We start from the raw sequence: 20,631 nt of genomic DNA, 5'->3' as shown, positions 1-20,631 counted from the left end.
GGCGTGCTGCAGCCGAGCTTCGCTACGCTGCAGCACGGCGTGAAGCAGGACACCCTGGTATTTCTTGAGGATATCTCGCAGATCGCGCAGAAGGCCCAGCAGCTGAAACTCGCATCGCTTGGCCGACTGACCGCCAGCATTGCCCACGAAATCCGCAACCCGCTCGGCGCAATCAGCCATGCGGCCCAGCTGCTGCAGGAATCAGAGGTGTTGGACCCTGCAGACCTGCGCCTTACCCAGATCATTCAGGATCATTCGCGGCGCATGAATCTGGTCATTGAAAATGTGCTGCAGCTGTCACGCCGTCGCCAGGCCGAACCGCAACTGCTGGATCTGAAATACTGGGTGCATCGCTTCGCCAGCGAATTCCGCCAGGCACTGCCGCCTCAGCAGGTTGTCCACGTGGAGACTCAAGGCAGTTCTCTGCAGACCCGCATGGACCCAAATCAGCTGATCCAAGTGCTGACCAACCTGGTGCAGAACGGCTTGCGCTACAGCGGCCAGAAACACGGCGAGGCACAGGTCTGGCTAAAAGTCTTTCGTGACGAGGCGAGTGACTTGCCCGTGCTGGAGGTGCTCGACGATGGCGCAGGTGTGGCGGCAGAGCAGGTGCAGAACATCTTTGAGCCGTTCTTCACCACAGAGAACAAGGGCACGGGGCTTGGACTGTATATCTCTCGAGAACTCTGCGAAAGCAATCAGGCACGGCTGGATTACCGTGAGCGAGACGAGGGCGGCAGCTGCTTTCGCATCGTCTTCGCGCATCCGCGCAAGCTGAGCTGAGGCGTGCCTAAGACGCAACGGGTCACACAACGGCTATACGGCAGTACAACGCAACCCCCGTGGCGTTAACATTGCGCATCACGCATCTTCATTTTCAAAGACCGGAACCATGACTGCCCGCCAGAAAGCGCTGATCATCGATGACGAACCCGATATCCGTGAACTCCTGGAGATCACCCTCGGGCGCATGAAGCTCGACACCCGCAGCGCCCGCAACCTCAAGGAGGCGCGCGAGTGCCTCGCTCGCGAGCACTACGACCTCTGCCTCACGGACATGCGCCTGCCGGATGGATGCGGTTTGGAGCTGGTGCAGTTCATCCAACAGCACTATCCACAACTGCCGGTGGCGATGATTACAGCCTATGGCAGTCTTGACACGGCTATCGGGGCGCTCAAGGCCGGTGCTTTCGACTTCCTCACCAAGCCGGTGGACCTCGGTCGTCTGCGCGAGCTGGTCAATACCGCACTGCGCTTGCGCACACCGAATCCCAACGAACTGACGGTCGACAGTCGTCTGCTTGGCGCCTCACCGCCGATGAATGTGTTGCGCAAGCAGATCGGCAAACTGGCGCGCAGCCAGGCACCGGTCTATATCAGTGGCGAATCCGGCAGCGGCAAGGAGCTGGTGGCACGGCTGATCCACGAACAAGGGCCGCGTCACGAACAACCCTTCGTTCCAGTCAACTGCGGCGCGATTCCCTCAGAGTTGATGGAAAGCGAGTTCTTCGGACATAAGAAAGGCAGCTTCACCGGCGCGATGGAAGACAAACCAGGTCTGTTCCAGGCGGCCAATGGCGGCACGCTGTTTCTCGACGAAGTGGCCGATCTGCCACTACCGATGCAGGTGAAACTGCTGCGCGCCATCCAGGAAAAGGCCGTACGCTCGGTTGGCGGCGCAAAGGAAGTCGTGGTCGATGTGCGGATTCTCTGCGCCACCCACAAGGATCTGGCCAGCGAAGTCGCCGCGGGACGCTTTCGTCAGGATCTCTACTATCGACTGAACGTCATCGAATTGCGCGTGCCGCCCCTGCGCGAACGCCGCGAGGATATTGCCCAGTTGGCCGAGGTAATGCTGCGCCGCCTCGCCCAGGAATGCGGCGACACGCCGGCCAGGCTACAACCCGATGCGCTCGCAAAGCTGCAGAGTTACCGCTTCCCCGGCAACGTGCGCGAACTGGAAAACATGCTTGAGCGGGCCTACACGCTCTGTGAAGGCGAAGAAATCAAACCCAGCGACCTGCGTCTGTCCGACACGCCAGGGATGCCGGAAAATGGCGAAGCCAGCTTGGCGCAGATCGACAATCTTGAAGACCACCTCGAAGAGGTCGAACGCAAGCTGATCATGCAGGCGCTTGAAGAAACCCGCTGGAATCGCACCGCCGCCGCCCAACGGCTGGGGCTCTCGTTCCGCTCCATGCGCTACCGGCTGAAGAAGCTCGGGCTGGATTGAGCATCCACGCCGCGACCCCGAAGGGCCGCGGATCGCCCGCTATCCCTGCGACAGCAGATTGCGTAGATCGATAACCGCCGCGTTAGCACGCGAAATGTAATTCGCCATTACCAGTGAGTGATTGGCGAGCACCCCATAGCCGCTACCGTTGAGCACCATTGGGCTCCACAGCGGTTCCTGTGCAGCTTCCAGCTCACGGATGATCTGCCTGACGCTGATCGCCGCGTTCTTCTTCGCCAACACATCGGCAAAATCCACTTCAATGGCGCGCAGCAGGTGCGACAAAGCCCATGCTTGGCCCCGCGCCTCGTAGAACACGTTATCGATCTGCATCCAGGACGTCTCGACGCGCTCTTCCTCAACCACCGGGCTTACACCATCACGCTCAAGCTCCGGCGCCAGCTGCGCATCCAGACGCACGCGCCCGACGCTAGCCGACAGGCGCTGGGACAAAGAGCCGAGTCGAGTCCCGACATCTCCAAGCCAGTTATTCAGATTGTCGGCACGAGAATAGAACTGGGCTTTCGCAGTCGGGTCGCTCAGGCGAGCCAGGTAGCGATTGAGGTAGCGGATACCGTTACGGTATTCCGATTCGCTGGCCGGCAGGGCCCAGCTGCGGTTGTCGAAATTGAACAGCGGTTCGGCTTTCGACAGATCCGGGTCTTCGGTCGATTGGGATTGCGAACGCGCAAAATCCTTGCGCAGAGCGCGACTGAGGTCGCGAACCTGAACCAGCACGCCGTACTCCCAGCTTGGCATGTTGTCCAGCCACAGACCGGGCGGAGCGATGTCGTTACTCAGATAGCCGCCTGGCTTGTCAAGCAAGGTGCCCGCAACCTGCTTAAGGGTTTCGACCGTGGTGTAGCCATTGACGATCTGCTGCTGGGATGCTTCGGCTGCTTCGCGCACCTGCTGCTGCACCGGGAATCGGTCAGGTTCGGAGCTCCAGTACCACCCGACCAAAAGGGCTATGAGCAGGTAGAGCCCGATCAACAGGGCAAGCCCCAGCAGTAGCGGATTGCGAGTCGGCCCATCCGCCCTGGCTGAATTTCCCGATATGCCGAGGCGGCCGAAGCGATTCTTCCAGTCCAACATGGGCGTCTGTCCTTCTCGTCATAAATTTCAAAGATGCGATCGCCGGTCACGCAGAGCGTGCGGCATGTGAACCACTATAACGCAGCCGGTCGACAGCGAGCCTCATAATGAGAACTAGACCGCCTATACGGAGCATCTGCAAAGAACCGATAGGTGGTAGCATTGAGCCACCACAGTGGCCTCTGAGAGCACTGCCGCAGCGGCCAGGGAACCGGACATGTCGGACCAGGAAGAACTCAAACAGCACTTCGCACAACGTGTCATTCACCAGGCGCGGGAGGTACTCGAAGTCTGGCAACAGCTGCAACGCAGCGAATGGAATGACACTTGCCGGTCTGCGCTGGCCGATGCCAATCAGCGTTTGCGAAAATTCGCCGAGCGCTTCGATCAAACCGAACACCGACTGCTCGCGCTTGGCATCGAAGATTGCCTGGGCGATATCAGCGACAATCGCGGACGACTGTCGAGCAGCACCATCGCCACGCTAAGCCAACTGGTCTATCGTCTGGCACGCACCGGCCTGCGCCACGGCGACCCGCGCGGCCAGTCCGCCTATGTACCGCCGCTGAGCAAACCCGTCTACATCGCACTGGGAGACAATCAGCGCGCTCGGCATGTGGTTCGCCAGCTCGAGTTCTTCAGCATGAATGCGCAGGCTTTCGCCAGTGACAGCGAATTTCGCGCAGCAATGCATGAGCGGCACCCGGCTGCGATCGTCATGGATGTCGACTTCAATGGCCCCGGTGAGGGCCTGCAGCTTGCAGAGCGCATTCAGCAAGGGCTGGAAGAAAAGCTGCCGTTGATCTTCTTCAGCCATCAGGAAACCGACACGCCGATGCGACTGGCGGCCGTGCGCGCCGGCGGGCTCGAATTCTTTACCGGCACCATCGATGCTTCATGCCTGCTGGAAAAGATCGAGATTTTCACCCGTACCGCTCATTACGAACCGTTCCGCGTTCTGATCATTGATGACTCGCGTGCCCAGGCGACCCACACCGAGCGGGTTTTGAACAATGCGGGGATCATCACCCAGACGCTCAATGAGCCGATCCAGGCGATCAATTACCTGGCTGAATTCCAGCCGGATCTGATCATCCTCGACATGTACATGCCCGAATGCATGGGTACGGAACTCGCCAAGGTGATCCGACAGCATGAGCGCTACGTCAGCGTGCCGATCATCTACCTGTCGGCCGAAGACGACCTCGACAAGCAGCTCGACGCGATGAACGAAGGCGGCGATGATTTTCTGACCAAACCGATCAAGCCCAGCCATCTGATCGCGACCGTACGCACCCGCGCCGAGCGGGCCCGCAGCCTGAAAGCCAGAATTGTGCGAGACAGCCTGACCGGCTTGTACAACCATACGCACAGCCTGCAGTTGCTCGAAGACGCCAGCTCACGTGCCCGCCGTGACGGGCAACCGCTGTGTTTCGCAATGATCGATATCGACCATTTCAAGAAGGTCAACGACACCTACGGCCACCCAATGGGAGACAGGGTGATCAAGAGCCTCGCCCTGTTTCTCAAACAGCGCTTGCGCAAGACCGACCACATCGGACGCTATGGGGGTGAGGAATTTGCGGTGATCATGCCGGACACCACGGTGCAGAACGCCGCAAAGGTGCTGGACGAGATTCGCGAACGCTTTGCCGAAATCCGCTATCCAGCACAACCCGTCGACTTGTCCTGCACTTTCAGCTGCGGCATCGCCGAGTTCACACCGGACGCAGAAATCAAATCCCTCACTCAGCAGGCAGACGAAGCGCTGTATACCGCGAAACGTGCCGGTAGAAATCGGGTGGATTGGTTCCGGCCGTCACAGGACTGACATCAAATAGCCATATCTTCTGGCCTCCAGAACTCCGGAGGCCAGGATGCGCCTGAAGTCACTTACCACGCTGAACACCATGCTGCTCGTCGCCATCTGCATCGCCCTGGGCGCAACGCTCTGGTGGTCGGAGAAGGCGCTGGAGCGCCCGTACCAGCTGATGGGCCAGTACCTGAGCCTTTCCCAGCGCTTCCAGCATCAAGTCGCCAGCAATATTCAGGATTACCTGAGCAGCGGAGACACCATGCGCCACAAGGCCGCCCTGAGCGAGCTCGAGAGGCTCGAGGCAGGCGTGAGCGCCCTGCCTGGTCCGTTCGCCAATCGACTGCAGCCGAGCCTGGAACAGCTCCGCCAGTTTGCTGCTACCGAGCTACTCGCAGCCGGCAAGCTGGCCGGCGATCCGCAAGGCCTGCTATTACAGGCTGAGCGTGAGATAGCAGGCGCACTGGGGCAGCTGCATCGCTATGCCGCGCAAACGCAGCATGAAGCTGCGGCCCAGTATCAACAGCCATTATTCGAAGCAAGCCGGCAACTGCTTCGCCTCAGCCATGCGCGGGCCAAGCTGACGGCTAGCGGCAACGAGGAGCTGGCGGTTGAGGTGGAGCAAGCGCTGCAGGCGGTAACGAAGCAGGTGCAAACGCTCGAAGCCCTGCCGCTGCTCGGCGTCACAAGCGAACAAAAATCCACGACAAGCACCTTCGCTGCGCTGTTGGACCTCGACGAACAAACCCCGGCGCAGCCCGTCGAAGACCAGGCCATCGCTCTCAAACGCGACCTTTCCAGCCTGCTCGCACGCTATCCGCGTGAGCTGCAACGCACCCGTGGGTTGATCGAGCAGCGTCTGAAACTCAGGGTCAGCACCGAGCAGAAAGTCGCAACGCTACAAAGCGCACTCGACGATCTGGAGCCGGAGATCCGCAGCGAACATGGCCGTATCCAGGCCAATGTTCGGTTGACCCAGGGCACCATGATCGCGCTGATCCTGTTGGTCGCGCTTGCCATTGATCGACTGCAGCGCCAGCTAACCCGCTCGCTGGGGCAACTGGCTCCGGCGCTCTCGGCCTGGGCCGGTGGCGACTTTGAAAAGCCCGTCGATCTCCGCTCCAGAACCCCAGAGCTGATTGAGATTGGCGTATCGCTCAATCAGTTACGCACCTACCTGCTCACGCTCGTCGGCACACTACGCCAGCATGCAGAGGCGGTGACCGGCAACAGTCGCAGGTTGGCGGAAATGAGCGATGACCTGCACCAAGGCGCCAGCCGTCAGAGCAGCGACACGGCGCAGATCCGGGACGCGCTGGGTGAGCTGGAAGCCACCATTCAGGATGTCGCGGCCAATGCAGACCATACGGCCGAGGCCGGACGCGCCGCAGGCCAAGCCGTGACCCAGGGACAGGATGTTATTGGCAGAAGCTTGACCGGCCTGCACGACCTGGTGAACGAAGTCCAGGGCAATGCCTTGGCAATCGAGCGTCTGGCTGACGAAACCGGATCTATCGGCAAAGTACTGACCGTCATCCGCTCGATCGCCGAACAGACCAATCTGCTTGCACTGAATGCAGCGATCGAGGCCGCACGGGCTGGCGAGCAAGGCCGAGGGTTTGCGGTCGTTGCAGACGAGGTACGCACCCTGGCGCAGCGCACCAGCGGAGCCACTGAAGAGATCCAGCTGCTGATCGGCAGCTTGCAGACCGCCGCGCATCAATCGGTTCAGGCCATGCGCATCCAGGTCAATCACGCCGAAGAAACGGCTCAGCTGGCCGAGACGGCAGATTCGGCACTGAATCAGATCGTGGCTACCATCGGCTCAATTGAACAAATGGCCGCACAGATCGCGCTGGCCACCGCCCAGCAGAGCGAAGCGGTCAGCGAAATCCGTAGCCACAGCGAACGTATCCATCAGCTCGGCGACAGCAACCTGACGCACATCAGCCGTGGCCGCGAACAGAGCGGTCAGATGCTGCAGCTGGCCAGCGAACTGAACCAGGCGACGCTGGCGTTCAGAAGCTGAACACGGCTTATACAAACGCTGACCCCTCAGGTTGGCGCCAGCTATCGGTCAGCGAGGGACAGCGGGACGCTGCGAAGGCTTACGCCCCTTTCCGCCAGGCTTGCCGCCGCCGACGGCAGCCTTGCGCCGCGCTTCAGCGGCCGCCTTGGCCTCCTCGCGCTTGTCCCATGCGTTGCCATCGTGGCTGCGTGGGGGCAAGCCGTTGTGCTGGGTAAGGATCTTGCCGCCCTGGCCAGCCTTCTTGCTGCCAGCCGGCGTCGAATTCTTGCGTCGCGCGCTCTGATAGCCTTCAGTCGCCGGTTGGTGCGCCGGGATCAGCTGGTTCTTGCCATTGCCGATCAGATCGGCGCGCCCCATGCGGATCAGCGCCTCGCGCAAAATTGGCCAGCCTCGGGGACCGTGGTAGCGCAGAAAAGCCTTGTGCAGCCGGCGCTGTTCCTCGCTTTTGACGATGGTCACACCCTCGCTCTTGTAGGTCACCTTGCGCAACGGGTTCTTGCCGGTGTGGTACATCGCGGTGGCCGAGGCCATCGGCGACGGGTAGAACGCCTGCACCTGGTCGGCGCGGAAACCGTTGGCCTTGAGCCACAGTGCCAGGTTCATCATGTCTTCATCCGTGGTGCCCGGGTGCGCAGCGATGAAGTACGGAATCAGGTACTGCTCCTTGCCCGCTTCCTTCGAATACTTTTCGAACATCCGCTTGAACCGGTCGTAGCTGCCGATCCCAGGCTTCATCATCTTGTCCAGCGGGCCGCGTTCGGTATGTTCGGGCGCGATCTTCAGGTAACCGCCGACATGGTGGGTGACCAGTTCCTTGACGTACTCGGGCGACTCGACCGCGAGGTCGTAGCGCAGACCTGAGGCGATCAGGATCTTTTTCACGCCGGGAAGAGCACGCGCCTTGCGGTACAGTTCGACCAGCGAGCTGTGGTCGGTATTGAGGTTTTCGCAGATGCCGGGATATACGCAGGACGGCTTGCGGCAGTGCTTCTCGATGTCATGGCTCTTGCAGGCCAAACGGTACATGTTGGCGGTCGGACCGCCGAGGTCGGAAACCACGCCGGTGAATCCCGGCACGCTTCTCATCTCCTCGATCTCATGCAGGATCGACTCGTGCGACCGGCTCTGGATGATGCGCCCCTCATGCTCGGTGATCGAGCAGAAGGTGCAACCACCGAAGCAGCCGCGCATGATATTGACCGAGAAGCGGATCATTTCGTACGCCGGGATCTTCGCCCCGCCGTATGCCGGGTGCGGCACGCGCGCGTAGGGCGCGGCGAACACGTAATCCATTTCCTCGGTGGTGAGCGGGATCGGCGGTGGGTTTAGCCACAGCTCGCGGTCATCGTGACGCTGCACCAGCGCGCGGGCGTTGCCGGGGTTGGTCTCCAAATGCAGGACGCGGTTGGCATGGGCATACAGCGCCGGATCGTTGCGCACCTTTTCGAACGAAGGCAGACGGATCACGGTCCTGTCGCGCTCGATCTTCGGGCTGGGCAAGAGTTGCACGACCTTGGCCTCATTGGGATCGTCGGTCAGCCCCGCGCCCTTCTCCTGCTCGATCGCGCAGGCCTGCTGGTCCTGGGTATTAACGTAAGGGTTGACGATCTTGTCGATCTTGCCCGGCCGGTCGATACGAGTCGAATCGATCTCGAACCAGCCTTCGGGCGAGTCCTTGCGTACGAACGCCGTGCCACGCACATCGGTTATCTGTTCGATGGGCTCGCCGCGTGCCAGGCGCTGGGCGACCTCAACGATGGCACGCTCGGCATTGCCATAGAGCAGGATGTCCGCCGTCGCGTCCATGAGGATCGAGCGGCGCACCTTGTCTGACCAGTAATCGTAGTGCGCAATGCGACGCAGCGAACCTTCGATGCCGCCCAGCACAACGGGCACATGCTTGTAGGCTTCCTTGCAGCGCTGGCTGTAGACCAGACTCGCGCGATCGGGTCGCTTACCCGCCTCGCCACCGGCGGTGTAGGCGTCGTCCGATCGAACCTTGCGATCAGCCGTATAGCGATTGATCATCGAGTCCATGTTGCCCGCGGCGATGCCAAAAAAAAGATTTGGCTGACCGAGCTTCATGAAGGCGTCTTTGCTCTGCCAGTCCGGCTGGCTGATGATGCCAACGCGAAACCCCTGGGCTTCGAGCAAGCGCCCGATGATTGCCATGCCAAACGACGGATGGTCGACATAGGCATCCCCGGTCACGATGATCACATCGCACGAATCCCAGCCGAGCTGATCCATCTCCTCCCTGCTCATTGGCAGGAATGGCGCCGGACCGAAACACTCGGCCCAGTACTTTGGGTAGTCGAACAGGGGTTTGGCAGCGTGCATGGCTAGAAACCGGGGCAGCGAAAACGGGCGCGGAATATAGCACAAAAAATGATCAGGAAGGCCGACCACAATGGTCGGCCTTTTACCGCTATCGCGCAGGCGAAACGGCGCTCATCCGTTGATATAACGCCGCGGTACTCGCTGGGTCACCTTGGTCAGCAACTCGTATCCGATGGTGCCGCAGGCCTGCGCCAGTTCATCGATTGCGATCTCCCTGCCCCACAACTCGACCGCATCGCCGAGACCCGCTTGCGGCAGATCGGTGATATCGACAGCAAGCATGTCCATCGAGACCCGGCCAGCCAGCGGGGCCCGTTGCCCAAGGATCGAGACACAGGTGCCGGGCGGTGCCGTACGCGGATACCCATCGGCATAACCGCAGCTGACCGTGGCGATACGCGACGCCCTCTGAGCGACCCAACCAGCGCCATAGCCAACACTCTCACCAGCCGCAACATCGCGGATCGCGATGATCGAAGCAGTCAGCGTCATCACGGGCTTCAGCCCCAGGGTTTCAGCGCTCAGCTCGGCAAAAGGCGAAGCGCCGTAGAGCATGATTCCGGGGCGCAGCCAATCCATGTGCGCAGCAGGCAGGGTCAACACAGCGGCGGAGTTGGCGAATGAGCGATTGTCGAAGGCGAGATCCAGCAAACCGGAGAACTGCTCCAGCTGCGCCTCATTGAGCGGATTCCCCCGCTGGTCGGCACAGGCGAAATGACTCATCAGGTTGAGCTCTGCGACTTGATGAGCCCCTTGCAGGCGGGCGTGGGCGCGACGCAATGCATCGGCGCTGAAGCCTAAGCGGTGCATGCCGGAGTCGAGCTTCAGCCACAGATTCAGGGGCCGCTCGATGTCCGCCGCCAATAACGCATCCAGCTGAGCCTCGCCTTGAATGGCAACGTCCAACCCCAGCGCGGCCGCTGCGGCATACTCGCTCGGTTCGAAGCAGCCTTCGAGCAGCAACAACCTTGCGCTCGCGTCGACCGACCGAACCTGCTCCGCCTCTTCCAGCGATGCTACGGCGAAGCCGTCCGCTAATCCGCGCAGGCATTCGACCGCCGCGGGCGCACCGTGCCCATAGGCATTCGCCTTGACCACGGCGAAGGCTTTGCGCCCTGGAGCGCACTGCTTGGCTAGCTGATAGTTGTGACGAAGCGCAGCGAGATCGACCGTAGCAACCAGGGGACGCATGGAAATCCCTTCAGGAGAGGAGTGAGCCGTTATTGTCCGGCGCTTTCCCTCAGGCCCGCAAGCGGGCGTGCGTTTGCCGGTTACTCGTCATCGAACTGATAACTGCCGGGCGCCAGGTTTTCGAAGCGGGAGTATTTACCGAGGAACGCCAGACGCGTGGTGCCGATCGGACCGTTACGCTGCTTGCCGATGATGATTTCGGCGACGCCCTTGTACTCCGTTTCGGGGTGATACACCTCGTCCCGGTAGACGAACATGATGATGTCGGCGTCCTGCTCGATGGCCCCTGATTCACGAAGATCCGAGTTGATTGGCCTCTTGTTGGGCCGTTGCTCCAAGGAACGGTTGAGCTGCGACAGTGCAATCACCGGGCAGTTGAATTCCTTGGCCAGGCCTTTCAGCGAGCGGGAGATTTCGGAAATCTCGTTGGTCCGGTTGTCGCCGCTGGAACCGGGAATCTGCATCAACTGCAGGTAGTCGACCATGATCATGCCGATTTCGCCATGCTCGCGGGCCAGACGTCGTGTACGCGCGCGCATTTCCGAAGGCGAGATACCGGCCGTATCGTCGATAAACAGTTTACGGTCGTTGAGCAGGTTGACCGCCGAGGTCAACCGCGGCCAGTCGTCATCGCTGAGCTTACCGGTCCGCACCTTGGTCTGATCGATCCGGCCCAGGGAAGCCAGCATACGAATCACGATGGAGTCGGCGGGCATTTCCAGCGAGAACACCAGGATCGCCTTGTCGGAACGCAAGGCAGCGTTCTCTACCAAGTTCATCGCGAAGGTCGTTTTGCCCATTGAAGGACGACCGGCCACGATGATCAGATCTGCGGGCTGTAGACCGCTGGTGGCCTCATCCAGATCGGCAAAGCCGGTCGAAAGCCCGGTAATGTCCTCGCCGGCATTGAATAGCGAGTCAATCCGGTCGATGGCCTTGACCAGAATGTCATTGATCCCGATCGGCCCACCGGTGTTGGGGCGCGCTTCGGCGATCTGGAAGATCATCCGTTCGGCTTCGTCGAGGATCTCGTCTCCCGTGCGCCCCTGCGGCGCATAAGCGCTGTCGGCAATTTCGTTGCTGATGCCGATCAGCTGGCGCAATGTCGCGCGCTCACGAATGATCTGCGCGTAGGCCTTGATGTTGGCTACAGATGGGATGTTCTTGGCAAGTTCACCCAGATAGGCCAGCCCACCGACCTGAGGCAGATGCCCTTCTTTATCCAACTGCTCGGAGAGTGTCACGACATCGAAGGGAGAGTTTCGCTCGGCAAGGGTAAAAATGGCGCGGAAGATCAGTCGGTGATCATGGCGGTAGAAATCGCCATCCGAGACCTGATCCAGCACACGCTCCCACGCATTGTTGTCCAGCATCAAGCCGCCCAGCACGGCCTGTTCGGCCTCGATGGAATGTGGCGGCACCTTGAGCGCTGCGGTTTCCAGGTCGTACTGCTGGGGCACACTGATGTCGTTCATGGCTCTCGGAATTCTTTGGCATTCAGAAAAACAAAGGGCACGTCCCACTCGCGTGGAAACGTGCCCGATGGTAACCGTCAGGCACCAGAGGTGCCAGACGATAGCCGCTATCAGCCAGCGACGACGATCAGCTTGACGGTCGCTTCGACGTCGGTGTGCAGGTGCACAGCTACGTCGTACTCACCAACCTGGCGGATGGTGCCGTTCGGCAGACGGACTTCACTCTTGGCCACTTCAACGCCAGAGGCGGTCAGTGCGTCGGCGATGTCGTGAGTGCCGATGGAACCGAACAGCTTGCCCTCATCGCCCGCGGTAGCGGTGATGGTGACTTCCAGTTCGGCCAGCTGAGCGGCGCGAGTTTCGGCAGAAGCCTTACGCTCGGCAGCCGCTTTTTCCAGATCAGCACGGCGAGCTTCGAACTCGGCAATGTTGGTCGCAGTTGCAGCAGTCGCCTTGCGCTGCGGCAGCAGGTAGTTGCGGCCGTAACCAGACTTGACGTTTACCTTGTCGCCCAGGTTGCCCAGGTTTGCGACTTTTTCCAGCAGGATGACTTCCATTTGAGTCTTACCTCTTTAACTTAACCTTCACCGTTCGCAGGTCCCGCATCATCATCACGAGATGCCCGACCGCGAAAATCAAACAAGCTGTCGACAATGGCCATAACGGCCAGTAACGGATAAATCAATTGCATGAACAGCACCAGCGTGACGTAGAGCCCCACCAGCCAGAACCGAGACATCCGATTCCTTGCCACCAGCCCGTGCATCAGCGCGATACCCGCGAAGACCAGCGGAACACTGCACAACGGCGCCAGCATCGCGACCTGCACACCGAGACTTGGTCCCAGCAGCATGCCCGTCAACAACACCACCGCAGGCAACGCTGAAAAACGCAGCGACCGGAATTCGAGACCGAAGCCACCCGGGTTGTACAACAACGCTTGCCAGTACCGCCCGAGCATCAGACTGAGCAGCGTGGTGATCTGCAGTAGCCCTGCCAACAAACCGGTCAGAACCGGAGCCAGCAATGCCCCCAAGCGCGCCTGCTCTTCCACCGAAAGCTGCTGATAGGCATCCGACAGCATGTCGGGTAGCACTTTCTGCAACTCGGTAGCGAGTGCCGCAATGGGTTCGCCGAAAACCATTCCCAGCGCCCAGGCGTACAACACCCCGAGCCCTACGCTGCACAACATCACACGAGACCAGGAACTCTGGCTGCGCAACAGCAGCGCTAGCCCGAACGATCCCAGCAGTACCAGCAACGTCCGCGGATCACCGAAGTACCACCAGACCAAGGCAGGCAATAAAGCCCAAACCACTACGCCCAGTGCGTCGTTCAACCCGCGACGCAGCAACACCAGGCTTCCTGCCGCAGCGGACAGCCAGAACAACATGGGCAGCGCCGCAGAGCCAGCCACTACAACAATTGCCTGCATACGGCCGCGCATGATGAACTCAGCCAGGGCGCGCATGCGATTTATCCTTTACGTCTGTCCAACAGTTCGATTAACGGCCGTGGCTGTCGGTGTAGGGCAGCAGGGCCAGAAAGCGGGCGCGCTTGATAGCGGTAGCCAGCTGGCGCTGATAGCGTGCTTTGGTTCCGGTGATACGGCTAGGGACGATCTTGCCGGTTTCGGAAATGTAGGCCTTCAGCGTGTTGAGATCCTTGTAGTCAATCTCTTTCACGTTTTCTGCAGTGAAACGGCAGAACTTACGACGACGGAAAAAACGTGCCATGAAATAGGCTCCTCAATAGGTCCGTGGATTACTCGTCAGCGTTGTTATCGCGGCTGTCGCTGTCACTGTCATTTTCATTGGCAGAGTCAGATTCAGGGCGATCACGACGCTCACGGCGCTCGCTACGGTTTTCCTCAGCCTTCAGCATCTCGGACTGTTCAGTCTCGGCTTCATCGCGACGAATGACCAGGTTACGGATGACGGCGTCGTTGTAGCGGAAGTTGTCTTCCAGCTCAGCCAGTGCCTTGCCGCTGCACTCGACGTTCAGCATCACGTAGTGAGCCTTGTGAACGTTGTTGATGGCGTAAGCCAGCTGACGACGGCCCCAGTCTTCCAGACGATGAACCTTGCCACCGTCTTCTTCGATCAGCTTGGTGTAACGCTCCACCATGCCGCCAACCTGCTCGCTCTGGTCGGGGTGGACCAGAAAGATGATTTCGTAATGACGCATTGTTGCTCCTTACGGGTTGCAGCCTGCCGCACCACGCGGATCAGGCAAGGAGTGAATCAGTTATGTTGACTTGCCAGCCAGAGAGGCGCGCAAACGCCTGCCATCCGGGCAAGGGGCGCAATTCTAGAGAAGCCGGGACAACCACGCAAGGCGATTTGGTGAATATTTAACCAGCAAGCATTAGCCGCGCCCGCCGATGGTCCGCTCGGCCTGGATGCTTTCGAGCAGCGACCTGACCTGATGGATATCGTAGGGCTTGAGCATGGTACGCAGGTCATCCAGCCCCACTTCCCGCGCATCGACGGCGTAGCCCGAAGCAATGACCACACTCAGGGCGGCATCGCGCGCCCTGGCCTCGCGAACCAGTTCGATGCCACTCATGCCAGCCAGGCCAATATCGGTAAGCAAGACATCAAATGGATGCTGCTCGAGCTGCTTCAGCGCAGCCTCGGCCGACTCGCATAGGCTGACCTGGTGCCCCAGCTCGTCCATGACCTCGCCGGTGAGCATGCGCAGGGTCGGATCATCCTCAACGAAGAGGATCCTCAAACCTGACATGGACGTCGGCTCGATCTGCTCGGGAGAACCTGCTGCCGGGTCGCGCTGCTCGGGTATTGGCGCCATACGCATGCCTTGCTCACCCAGCGCAACCCGGCTCGGCAGGTAGATCCGAACCGACGTGCCCTTGCCTTCGTCGCTCTCCAGCACGACGAATCCGCCGCTCTGCTTGACGAAGCCATAAACCATGCTCAAACCGAGACCGGACGCGTCGCTGTCTTTGCGCGTGGTAAAGAAAGGCTCGAACGCGCGCTCAAGGATTTCCGGGCGCATGCCCTCTCCTTCATCGATGACCGCGAGTTCCACGTACGGACCGGGCTCGGCACTAGGCTGCCCGGCAAGCTGAGTGGCGTCCAGGTGGCGGTTTCGCAGGCGCACACAGAGGTTGCCGCCGCCGCCCATCGCATCGCGCGCATTGACAGCCAGGTTGAGTATCGCCGCCTGCAGGTTGCCGACATCGGCTAACACCGGCCACAGACCCGAAGCGACATCGACTTCAACCTGCACTGCACGCCCCAAGGCACCGCTGAGCAACTCGCTCATCTGCCCCAGCAACTCACCGACATCCACCGACTGCGGCTGCAATGACTGACGGCTGGCGAAGGCCAATAGCTGCGAAGCCAGCCGAGCGCCCTTTTCTACACCACCAACTGCGGATTCCAGTCGCCGCTGGGCCGTCTCGTCATCGCTCATGTTGCGTCGCAACAGCTGCAGATTGCCGCCGATGATTTGCAGCATATTGTTGAAATCATGTGCGATCCCGCCGGTCAGCTTGCCAACAGCCTCAAGCTTTTGCGCCTGCATCAGCGCCGCCTGCGCCGCTCGGCGCGCGGATTCACTGTCCAGCAATTCGCGCGTGCGCTCACGCACCAACTCCTCGAGATGCTCCTGATAATCCTGCAGCTTCTGCTGACTGCGATGCTGCTCAGTAACATCGCTGCCAAGCACGAAAATACCGGACGTCCGGCCGTCGCGTTCGATGATTGGCTGAAACACGAGATCGACGTACACCTCCTCCGGCTCGGCGCCTGGGCGGCGATGCAACAAGGCTCGCAGCCTCTATCGGTATAGGGCTCGCCGGTGCGATAGGCCTCATCGAGCAGCGCGATGACGCCCTGTTCTTCGAGCTCGGGCAACCCGTCACGCAACGGCTTGCCGAGCAACTGGCGGTGCCCCGTCAGTTGCTGATACGCCTCGTTGACCAGCTCGAATACATGCTCGGGACCACGCAGAAAGCAGACGAAACCAGGCGCTTGCGCAAACAACCGACGCAGCTGATTGCCTTCATCCTGAATGAATCGCGCCCGGGAGATGATCGCCGCCTCGATCTGCTGCGCCGGTTGACCAGCGGGTTCAGTCGAGCGCATGGAACCCTTCAACTGGTGCAGCTCGGTAATATCCACGGTGTGCTGCAGGATGGCGAAGACCTCGCCCTGGTCATCGAGCAAAGGCGTATGCGTCGCGCTCCAATAGCGGTCCTCATAGGTCGCACCGCTGCTGGAGCTGGCGGCGATCGAATAGCGGATCACGGGCAAGGTATCCACCGTTTTGGTACGCAGAACCCGAGCAAACGAGTCGAGAAGTTCATCGACATGGGTTGATTCGGGAAATTGCGGATCGGCCGCAAACGCGTCCTGGATGCGCCGCCCGGCAATCTCTTCGAGACTGCGAGCGGTGAGCTTCAGGTAGGCCGCGTTTGCATCCAGGATCACCAGATCGGGATCGAGCAGCAGGTAGGCGTTTGGCGAAATCCTGAACAGGGCCTCGAAAGAAGGGCGTTGCGGCATACCACCTCCGTGATGCGAGCCTGGCGCTGGCTACGATCATGAGCTGGCGCCAGAACTACCCGACGCCCAGCCAAACCAAAAAGTGACGATCTAGCGTCAGATTCAGAACGGACAATTGACCGCAGCGAAAACGATCCGTTTCCGCTGCAGGTCAATGTTCCTAACGGGACAAGCCCAGGCAAGCGGACACTAGCGCGCGGGGCGAGCTGCACGGCGCTGACGCCGTGCCTCGAACAGACATACCCCGGTGGCGACCGAGACATTGAGACTGCTGACACTCCCCCCCATGGGCAGGCGCACCAGGAAATCACAGTGCTCACGGGTCAAGCGCCGCATGCCCTTGCCCTCGGCGCCCATCACCATGACGATCGGTCCGCTGAGATCCTGATCGTAGATCTCCTGCTCGGCTTCGCCAGCCGTACCCACGATCCACAGACCGCGCTGCTGCAGTTTCTCCAGCGTTCGGGCCAGATTGGTGACAGCGACCAGCGGAATGACTTCCGCGGCACCGCAGGCCACCTTGCGCACCGTAGCGTTCAGCGTGGCGGATTTGTCCTTGGGAATGATCACCGCCAGTGCACCTGCCGCATCGGCAGTACGCAAGCAGGCTCCCAGATTATGCGGGTCTGTAACGCCGTCGAGCACGAGCAACAAAGGCGCGCCTTCAGTGCGATCAAGCAGCTCCTCAAGCATGGCATCGCCCCAGACCTGGCTGGGACTGACGTCAGCGATCACGCCCTGGTGTACGCCCTCGACCCAGGCGTCCATTTCACGGCGCTCGCACTGGCCGACTCTTACCTTCGAATCGGCAGCCAACTGAAGCAAGCTCTGCACGCGAGGATCATCACGCCCCTCCGCCAACCAAACCTGCTTGACCCGCTTGGGATGATGGCGAAGTAACGCCTCGACGGCGTGAAGGCCATAGACCTTTTCCAGATCGCTCATGGCTTGGCCTTACGCTTACGGGGCGCAGCACCCTCGGATTTTGGCGCCGCCTTGCCGCCTGCCTTCGGTTTCGAGCTACTGCGCTTGGGCTTGCTCTTCGAGGGACTGCCTGCCTTGGCGTCGCTCAGCAGCGCCTTTTTCATCTCACGACTCTTGCGCACGTCATCGCTGACCGACTCCCGGCCCCTCGATGAAGGTGCATCGGTACTCTTCTTGCTACGACCGTCCTTGCGCGCGCCGCGGCCGTCAGAGGCACCTCGCTCGCCGATTCCGGTTTTGCTGCCACCGCCGATCAACTCGAAGTCGATCTTGCGTTCATCCAGGTCGACACGCATAACGCGCACCTCGACACTGTCGCCAAGACGGAAACTGCGACCGCTGCGCTCGCCGGACAGGCGATGATGCAACGGATCGAAGTGGTAGTAATCGCCCGGCATCGCCGTCACGTGTACCAGCCCTTCGACGTAGATATCGGTCAGCTCGACGAACAGGCCAAAGCCGGTCACGGCGGTTATGACGCCGGGGAAATTCTCACCGACGCGGTCCTTCATGAACTCGCATTTCAGCCAGTTGACGACGTCACGGGTCGCTTCGTCAGCGCGGCGCTCGGTCATCGAGCATTGCTCGCCCAACTGCTCCAGTGCAGCCTCGTCATAGGGGTAGATGCGCGGCTTGGGCATGCTGGTCGCGCCCGCCCGGCGGACGTGCGAGGTGTCGCGCTTGGAGCGGATTACGCTGCGGATCGCCCGATGAATCAGCAGATCGGGATAGCGGCGAATCGGCGAGGTGAAGTGTGCATAGGCCTCGTAGTTCAGACCGAAATGCCCGTTATTATCGGGGCTGTAGACCGCCTGACTGAGAGAACGCAGCATCACCGTCTGGATCACGTGGAAGTCGGGACGACCCTGGATGTGCTCAAGCAATGCCTGGTAATCCTTGGGCGTCGGTCCCTCCTTACCCTTGTGCAGCGTCAGGCCCAGCTCGCCGAGAAATGCACGGAGTTTTTCTTGGCGCTCCAGTGGCGGACCATCATGCACACGGTACAAGCCCGGAATCTCATGGTCCTGCAGGAAATGCGCAGTGGCCACGTTAGCGCAGAGCATGCATTCCTCAATCAACTTGTGCGCATCGTTGCGCTCGGTTGGCTTGATTTCCGAAATCTTGCGCCCTGCACCGAAAACAATGCGGGTTTCCTGCGTCTCGAAATCGATTGCCCCGCGGGTATGCCGCGCCTTGAGCAGTATCTTGTACAGCGCATACAACTGCTTGAGATGAGGCAGCACCTCACCGTACTCACCTACGAGGCGCTTACCTTCGGTTGAAGACGGCTGCTCCAGCATGCTGCTGACCTTGTTGTAGGTCAGCCGCGCGTGGGAATGGATGACCGCTTCGTAGAACTGGTAATCCGTCATCTTCCCGGATTTGCTCAGGGTGATCTCGCAGACCATCGCCAGGCGGTCGACATGCGGATTCAACGAGCAGAGCCCATTCGACAGCTCTTCGGGCAGCATTGGCACAACCCGCTCGGGGAAATACACCGAGGTGCCACGCACCTCGGCCTCCATATCCAGTGCAGAGCCGACCTTGACGTAATGCGAGACATCAGCAATTGCCACATACAGGCGGAAACCACCGGAAAACAGCTTCCAGCCGCTGAGCTTCTCGCAGTAGACGGCGTCATCGAAGTCACGGGCATCTTCGCCGTCGATCGTCACGAACGGCAAGTGGCGAAGGTCGACGCGCTTCTGTTTGTCCTTCTCCTCGACTTCCGGCTTGAGCTTGGCGGCTTCACGCTTTACCGCATCCGGCCAGACGTGCGGAATATCGAAGCTGCGAAGCGCCACGTCGATTTCCATACCGGGCGCCATGTAGTTGCCGATCACCTCGACCACATCGCCCTGGGGCTGGAACCGCTGAGTTGGCCAGTGAGTAATCTTGATTTCGACGAACTGACCGGGCTTGGCATTCATGGAACGGCCCGGCGTAACCAGGACTTCCTGCTGGATCTTCGGGTTATCGGCCATTACAAAACCGATGTCATTCTCTTCCTGATAGCGGCCCACTATGGTCTCGTGCGCCCGCCCGATAATCTCCACGATCGCACCTTCACGGCGGCCGCGACGATCAAGCCCAGCCACGCGCGCAAGACAGCGGTCGCCATCGAATACCAGACGCATCTGCGCCGGACTCAAGAACAGGTCGTCGCTGCGGTCATCGGGAATCAGAAAGCCGAAACCGTCTCGGTGACCACTGACACGTCCGCATACCAGGTCCAGCTTGTCTACCGGGGCATAGGTGCCACGCCGGGTATAGATCAGCTGCCCGTCACGCTCCATCGCGCGCAAACGGCGGCGCAGAGCCTCAATGTCATCTTCGGAGGACAATCCGAACTCTTCCACCAACTGCTCACGCGCCGCTGGCGAGCCGCGCTCGCTCAGGTGCTGGAGGATCAGTTCGCGGCTAGGGATGGGGTTTTCGTACTTTTCCGCTTCACGTGCGGCCTCGGGGTCGAGGGATTGCCAATCGGCCATTAAGAGATGTCACCTTTCATTCATTTATAGAGGCAGAACGCCCTATATCTATTGAAGCGCGAAACGCCGCCCGGCGGCAGCTTTCGCGCGAATTATTTTTCCTGGACGGGGCTTTACAAGGCATAACCTCGCCCGTATAGTTCGCGCCCACAATGTCTGGTAGACGTTGTAACACGGAAACGACGAAGTATCATCGTTTGCAGTGCCCAGGTGGCGGAATTGGTAGACGCACTAGGTTCAGGTCCTAGCGGTGGCAACACCGTGGAAGTTCGAGTCTTCTCCTGGGCACCATTTACTTGATGAAATTCCTGCCAATGGCGAGAGTCTCATAGACACGAGGCATGTCGGCCTCGACCAGCAATCGACAGAAGTCGATGAGCAATCATCGCAATGTGCCCAGGTGGCGGAATTGGTAGACGCACTAGGTTCAGGTCCTAGCGATGGCAA

General features: G+C 60.3%; 14 protein-coding genes, 1 tRNA gene and 1 pseudogene. 5 read left to right on the top strand and 11 right to left on the bottom strand.

Annotated features, from left to right (window positions below):
• Both PSTU_RS0105995 and PSTU_RS0105990 read left to right on the top strand, forming a co-directional pair.
• The coding region (locus tag PSTU_RS0105995) for a sensor histidine kinase (RefSeq protein WP_019340138.1) at positions 1 to 783 on the top strand (783 nt) is incomplete at its 5' end.
• Between the two features lie 109 nt (positions 784 to 892).
• Positions 893 to 2,233, top strand: coding sequence for a sigma-54-dependent transcriptional regulator (locus PSTU_RS0105990; protein WP_019340137.1), 1,341 nt, complete (start codon positions 893 to 895; stop codon positions 2,231 to 2,233).
• Between the two features lie 39 nt (positions 2,234 to 2,272).
• Here PSTU_RS0105990 and PSTU_RS0105985 read toward each other — a convergent pair whose 3' ends face one another.
• The gene (locus PSTU_RS0105985; protein WP_019340136.1) at positions 2,273 to 3,328 is read right to left on the bottom strand and encodes a DUF2333 family protein; all 1,056 of its coding nucleotides are present in this window, start codon (positions 3,326 to 3,328) and stop codon (positions 2,273 to 2,275) included.
• Positions 3,329 to 3,545: 217 nt separating this feature from the next.
• Here PSTU_RS0105985 and PSTU_RS0105980 point away from each other — a divergent pair, with 217 nt between their 5' ends.
• Together PSTU_RS0105980 and PSTU_RS22155 are read left to right on the top strand one after the other, a co-directional pair.
• Positions 3,546 to 5,159 carry a response regulator gene (locus tag PSTU_RS0105980; protein ID WP_019340135.1) on the top strand — a complete coding sequence of 538 codons (1,614 nt, stop codon included), beginning with the start codon at positions 3,546 to 3,548 and terminating at the stop codon, positions 5,157 to 5,159.
• 46 nt (positions 5,160 to 5,205) lie between these two features.
• The gene (locus tag PSTU_RS22155) at positions 5,206 to 7,170 is read left to right on the top strand and encodes a methyl-accepting chemotaxis protein (protein WP_019340134.1); all 1,965 of its coding nucleotides are present in this window, start codon (positions 5,206 to 5,208) and stop codon (positions 7,168 to 7,170) included.
• Between the two features lie 48 nt (positions 7,171 to 7,218).
• On the opposite strand, the gene PSTU_RS0105970 is transcribed toward PSTU_RS22155, so the two are convergent.
• From PSTU_RS0105970 to rnr, 10 genes and pseudogenes are all read right to left on the bottom strand, one after another.
• On the bottom strand, positions 7,219 to 9,510 hold the full coding sequence (locus PSTU_RS0105970; protein ID WP_019340133.1) for a YgiQ family radical SAM protein: 2,292 nt from the start codon (positions 9,508 to 9,510) through the stop codon (positions 7,219 to 7,221).
• Positions 9,511 to 9,621: 111 nt separating this feature from the next.
• Positions 9,622 to 10,701, bottom strand: a complete 1,080-nt coding sequence (alr, locus tag PSTU_RS0105965; protein ID WP_019340132.1) for an alanine racemase — start codon at positions 10,699 to 10,701, stop codon at positions 9,622 to 9,624.
• A gap of 80 nt (positions 10,702 to 10,781) precedes the next feature.
• Positions 10,782 to 12,176 carry a replicative DNA helicase gene (dnaB, locus tag PSTU_RS0105960; protein ID WP_019340131.1) on the bottom strand — a complete coding sequence of 465 codons (1,395 nt, stop codon included), beginning with the start codon at positions 12,174 to 12,176 and terminating at the stop codon, positions 10,782 to 10,784.
• A gap of 110 nt (positions 12,177 to 12,286) precedes the next feature.
• Positions 12,287 to 12,733, bottom strand: a complete 447-nt coding sequence (gene rplI / locus PSTU_RS0105955) for a 50S ribosomal protein L9 (protein ID WP_019340130.1) — start codon at positions 12,731 to 12,733, stop codon at positions 12,287 to 12,289.
• Between the two features lie 20 nt (positions 12,734 to 12,753).
• Entirely contained in the window at positions 12,754 to 13,647 is an 894-nt protein-coding gene (locus tag PSTU_RS0105950) for a hypothetical protein (protein ID WP_019340129.1), read from the bottom strand.
• Between the two features lie 34 nt (positions 13,648 to 13,681).
• Positions 13,682 to 13,912, bottom strand: coding sequence for a 30S ribosomal protein S18 (gene rpsR, locus PSTU_RS0105945; RefSeq protein ID WP_019340128.1), 231 nt, complete (start codon positions 13,910 to 13,912; stop codon positions 13,682 to 13,684).
• 28 nt (positions 13,913 to 13,940) lie between these two features.
• Positions 13,941 to 14,363, bottom strand: coding sequence for a 30S ribosomal protein S6 (gene rpsF / locus PSTU_RS0105940; RefSeq protein WP_019340127.1), 423 nt, complete (start codon positions 14,361 to 14,363; stop codon positions 13,941 to 13,943).
• A gap of 180 nt (positions 14,364 to 14,543) precedes the next feature.
• Positions 14,544 to 16,708: pseudogene (locus PSTU_RS20500) on the bottom strand (PAS domain-containing protein).
• A 189-nt stretch (positions 16,709 to 16,897) separates the two neighbouring features.
• Positions 16,898 to 17,653: a 23S rRNA (guanosine(2251)-2'-O)-methyltransferase RlmB gene (gene rlmB / locus PSTU_RS0105930; RefSeq protein ID WP_019340126.1), complete on the bottom strand. Its 756-nt coding sequence runs from the start codon at positions 17,651 to 17,653 to the stop codon at positions 16,898 to 16,900.
• Positions 17,650 to 20,184 (bottom strand): ribonuclease R, encoded by a 2,535-nt coding sequence (gene rnr, locus PSTU_RS0105925; RefSeq protein ID WP_019340125.1) that lies wholly within the window; start codon positions 20,182 to 20,184, stop codon positions 17,650 to 17,652. The genes rlmB and rnr overlap by 4 nt, the downstream gene beginning before the upstream one ends.
• A gap of 204 nt (positions 20,185 to 20,388) precedes the next feature.
• On the opposite strand from rnr, the gene PSTU_RS0105920 reads away from it, so the two are divergent.
• A tRNA-Leu gene (locus PSTU_RS0105920) sits at positions 20,389 to 20,475 on the top strand.
• The last annotated feature ends 156 nt before the right edge of the window (positions 20,476 to 20,631 follow it).

The sequence above is a fragment of the Stutzerimonas stutzeri SDM-LAC genome, assembly GCF_000235745.1.
Classification (GTDB): Bacteria; Pseudomonadota; Gammaproteobacteria; order Pseudomonadales; family Pseudomonadaceae; genus Stutzerimonas; species Stutzerimonas stutzeri_H.
The sequence above is the reverse complement of the archived record's forward strand: the minus strand, read 5'-3'. Positions and strand labels throughout refer to the sequence as shown.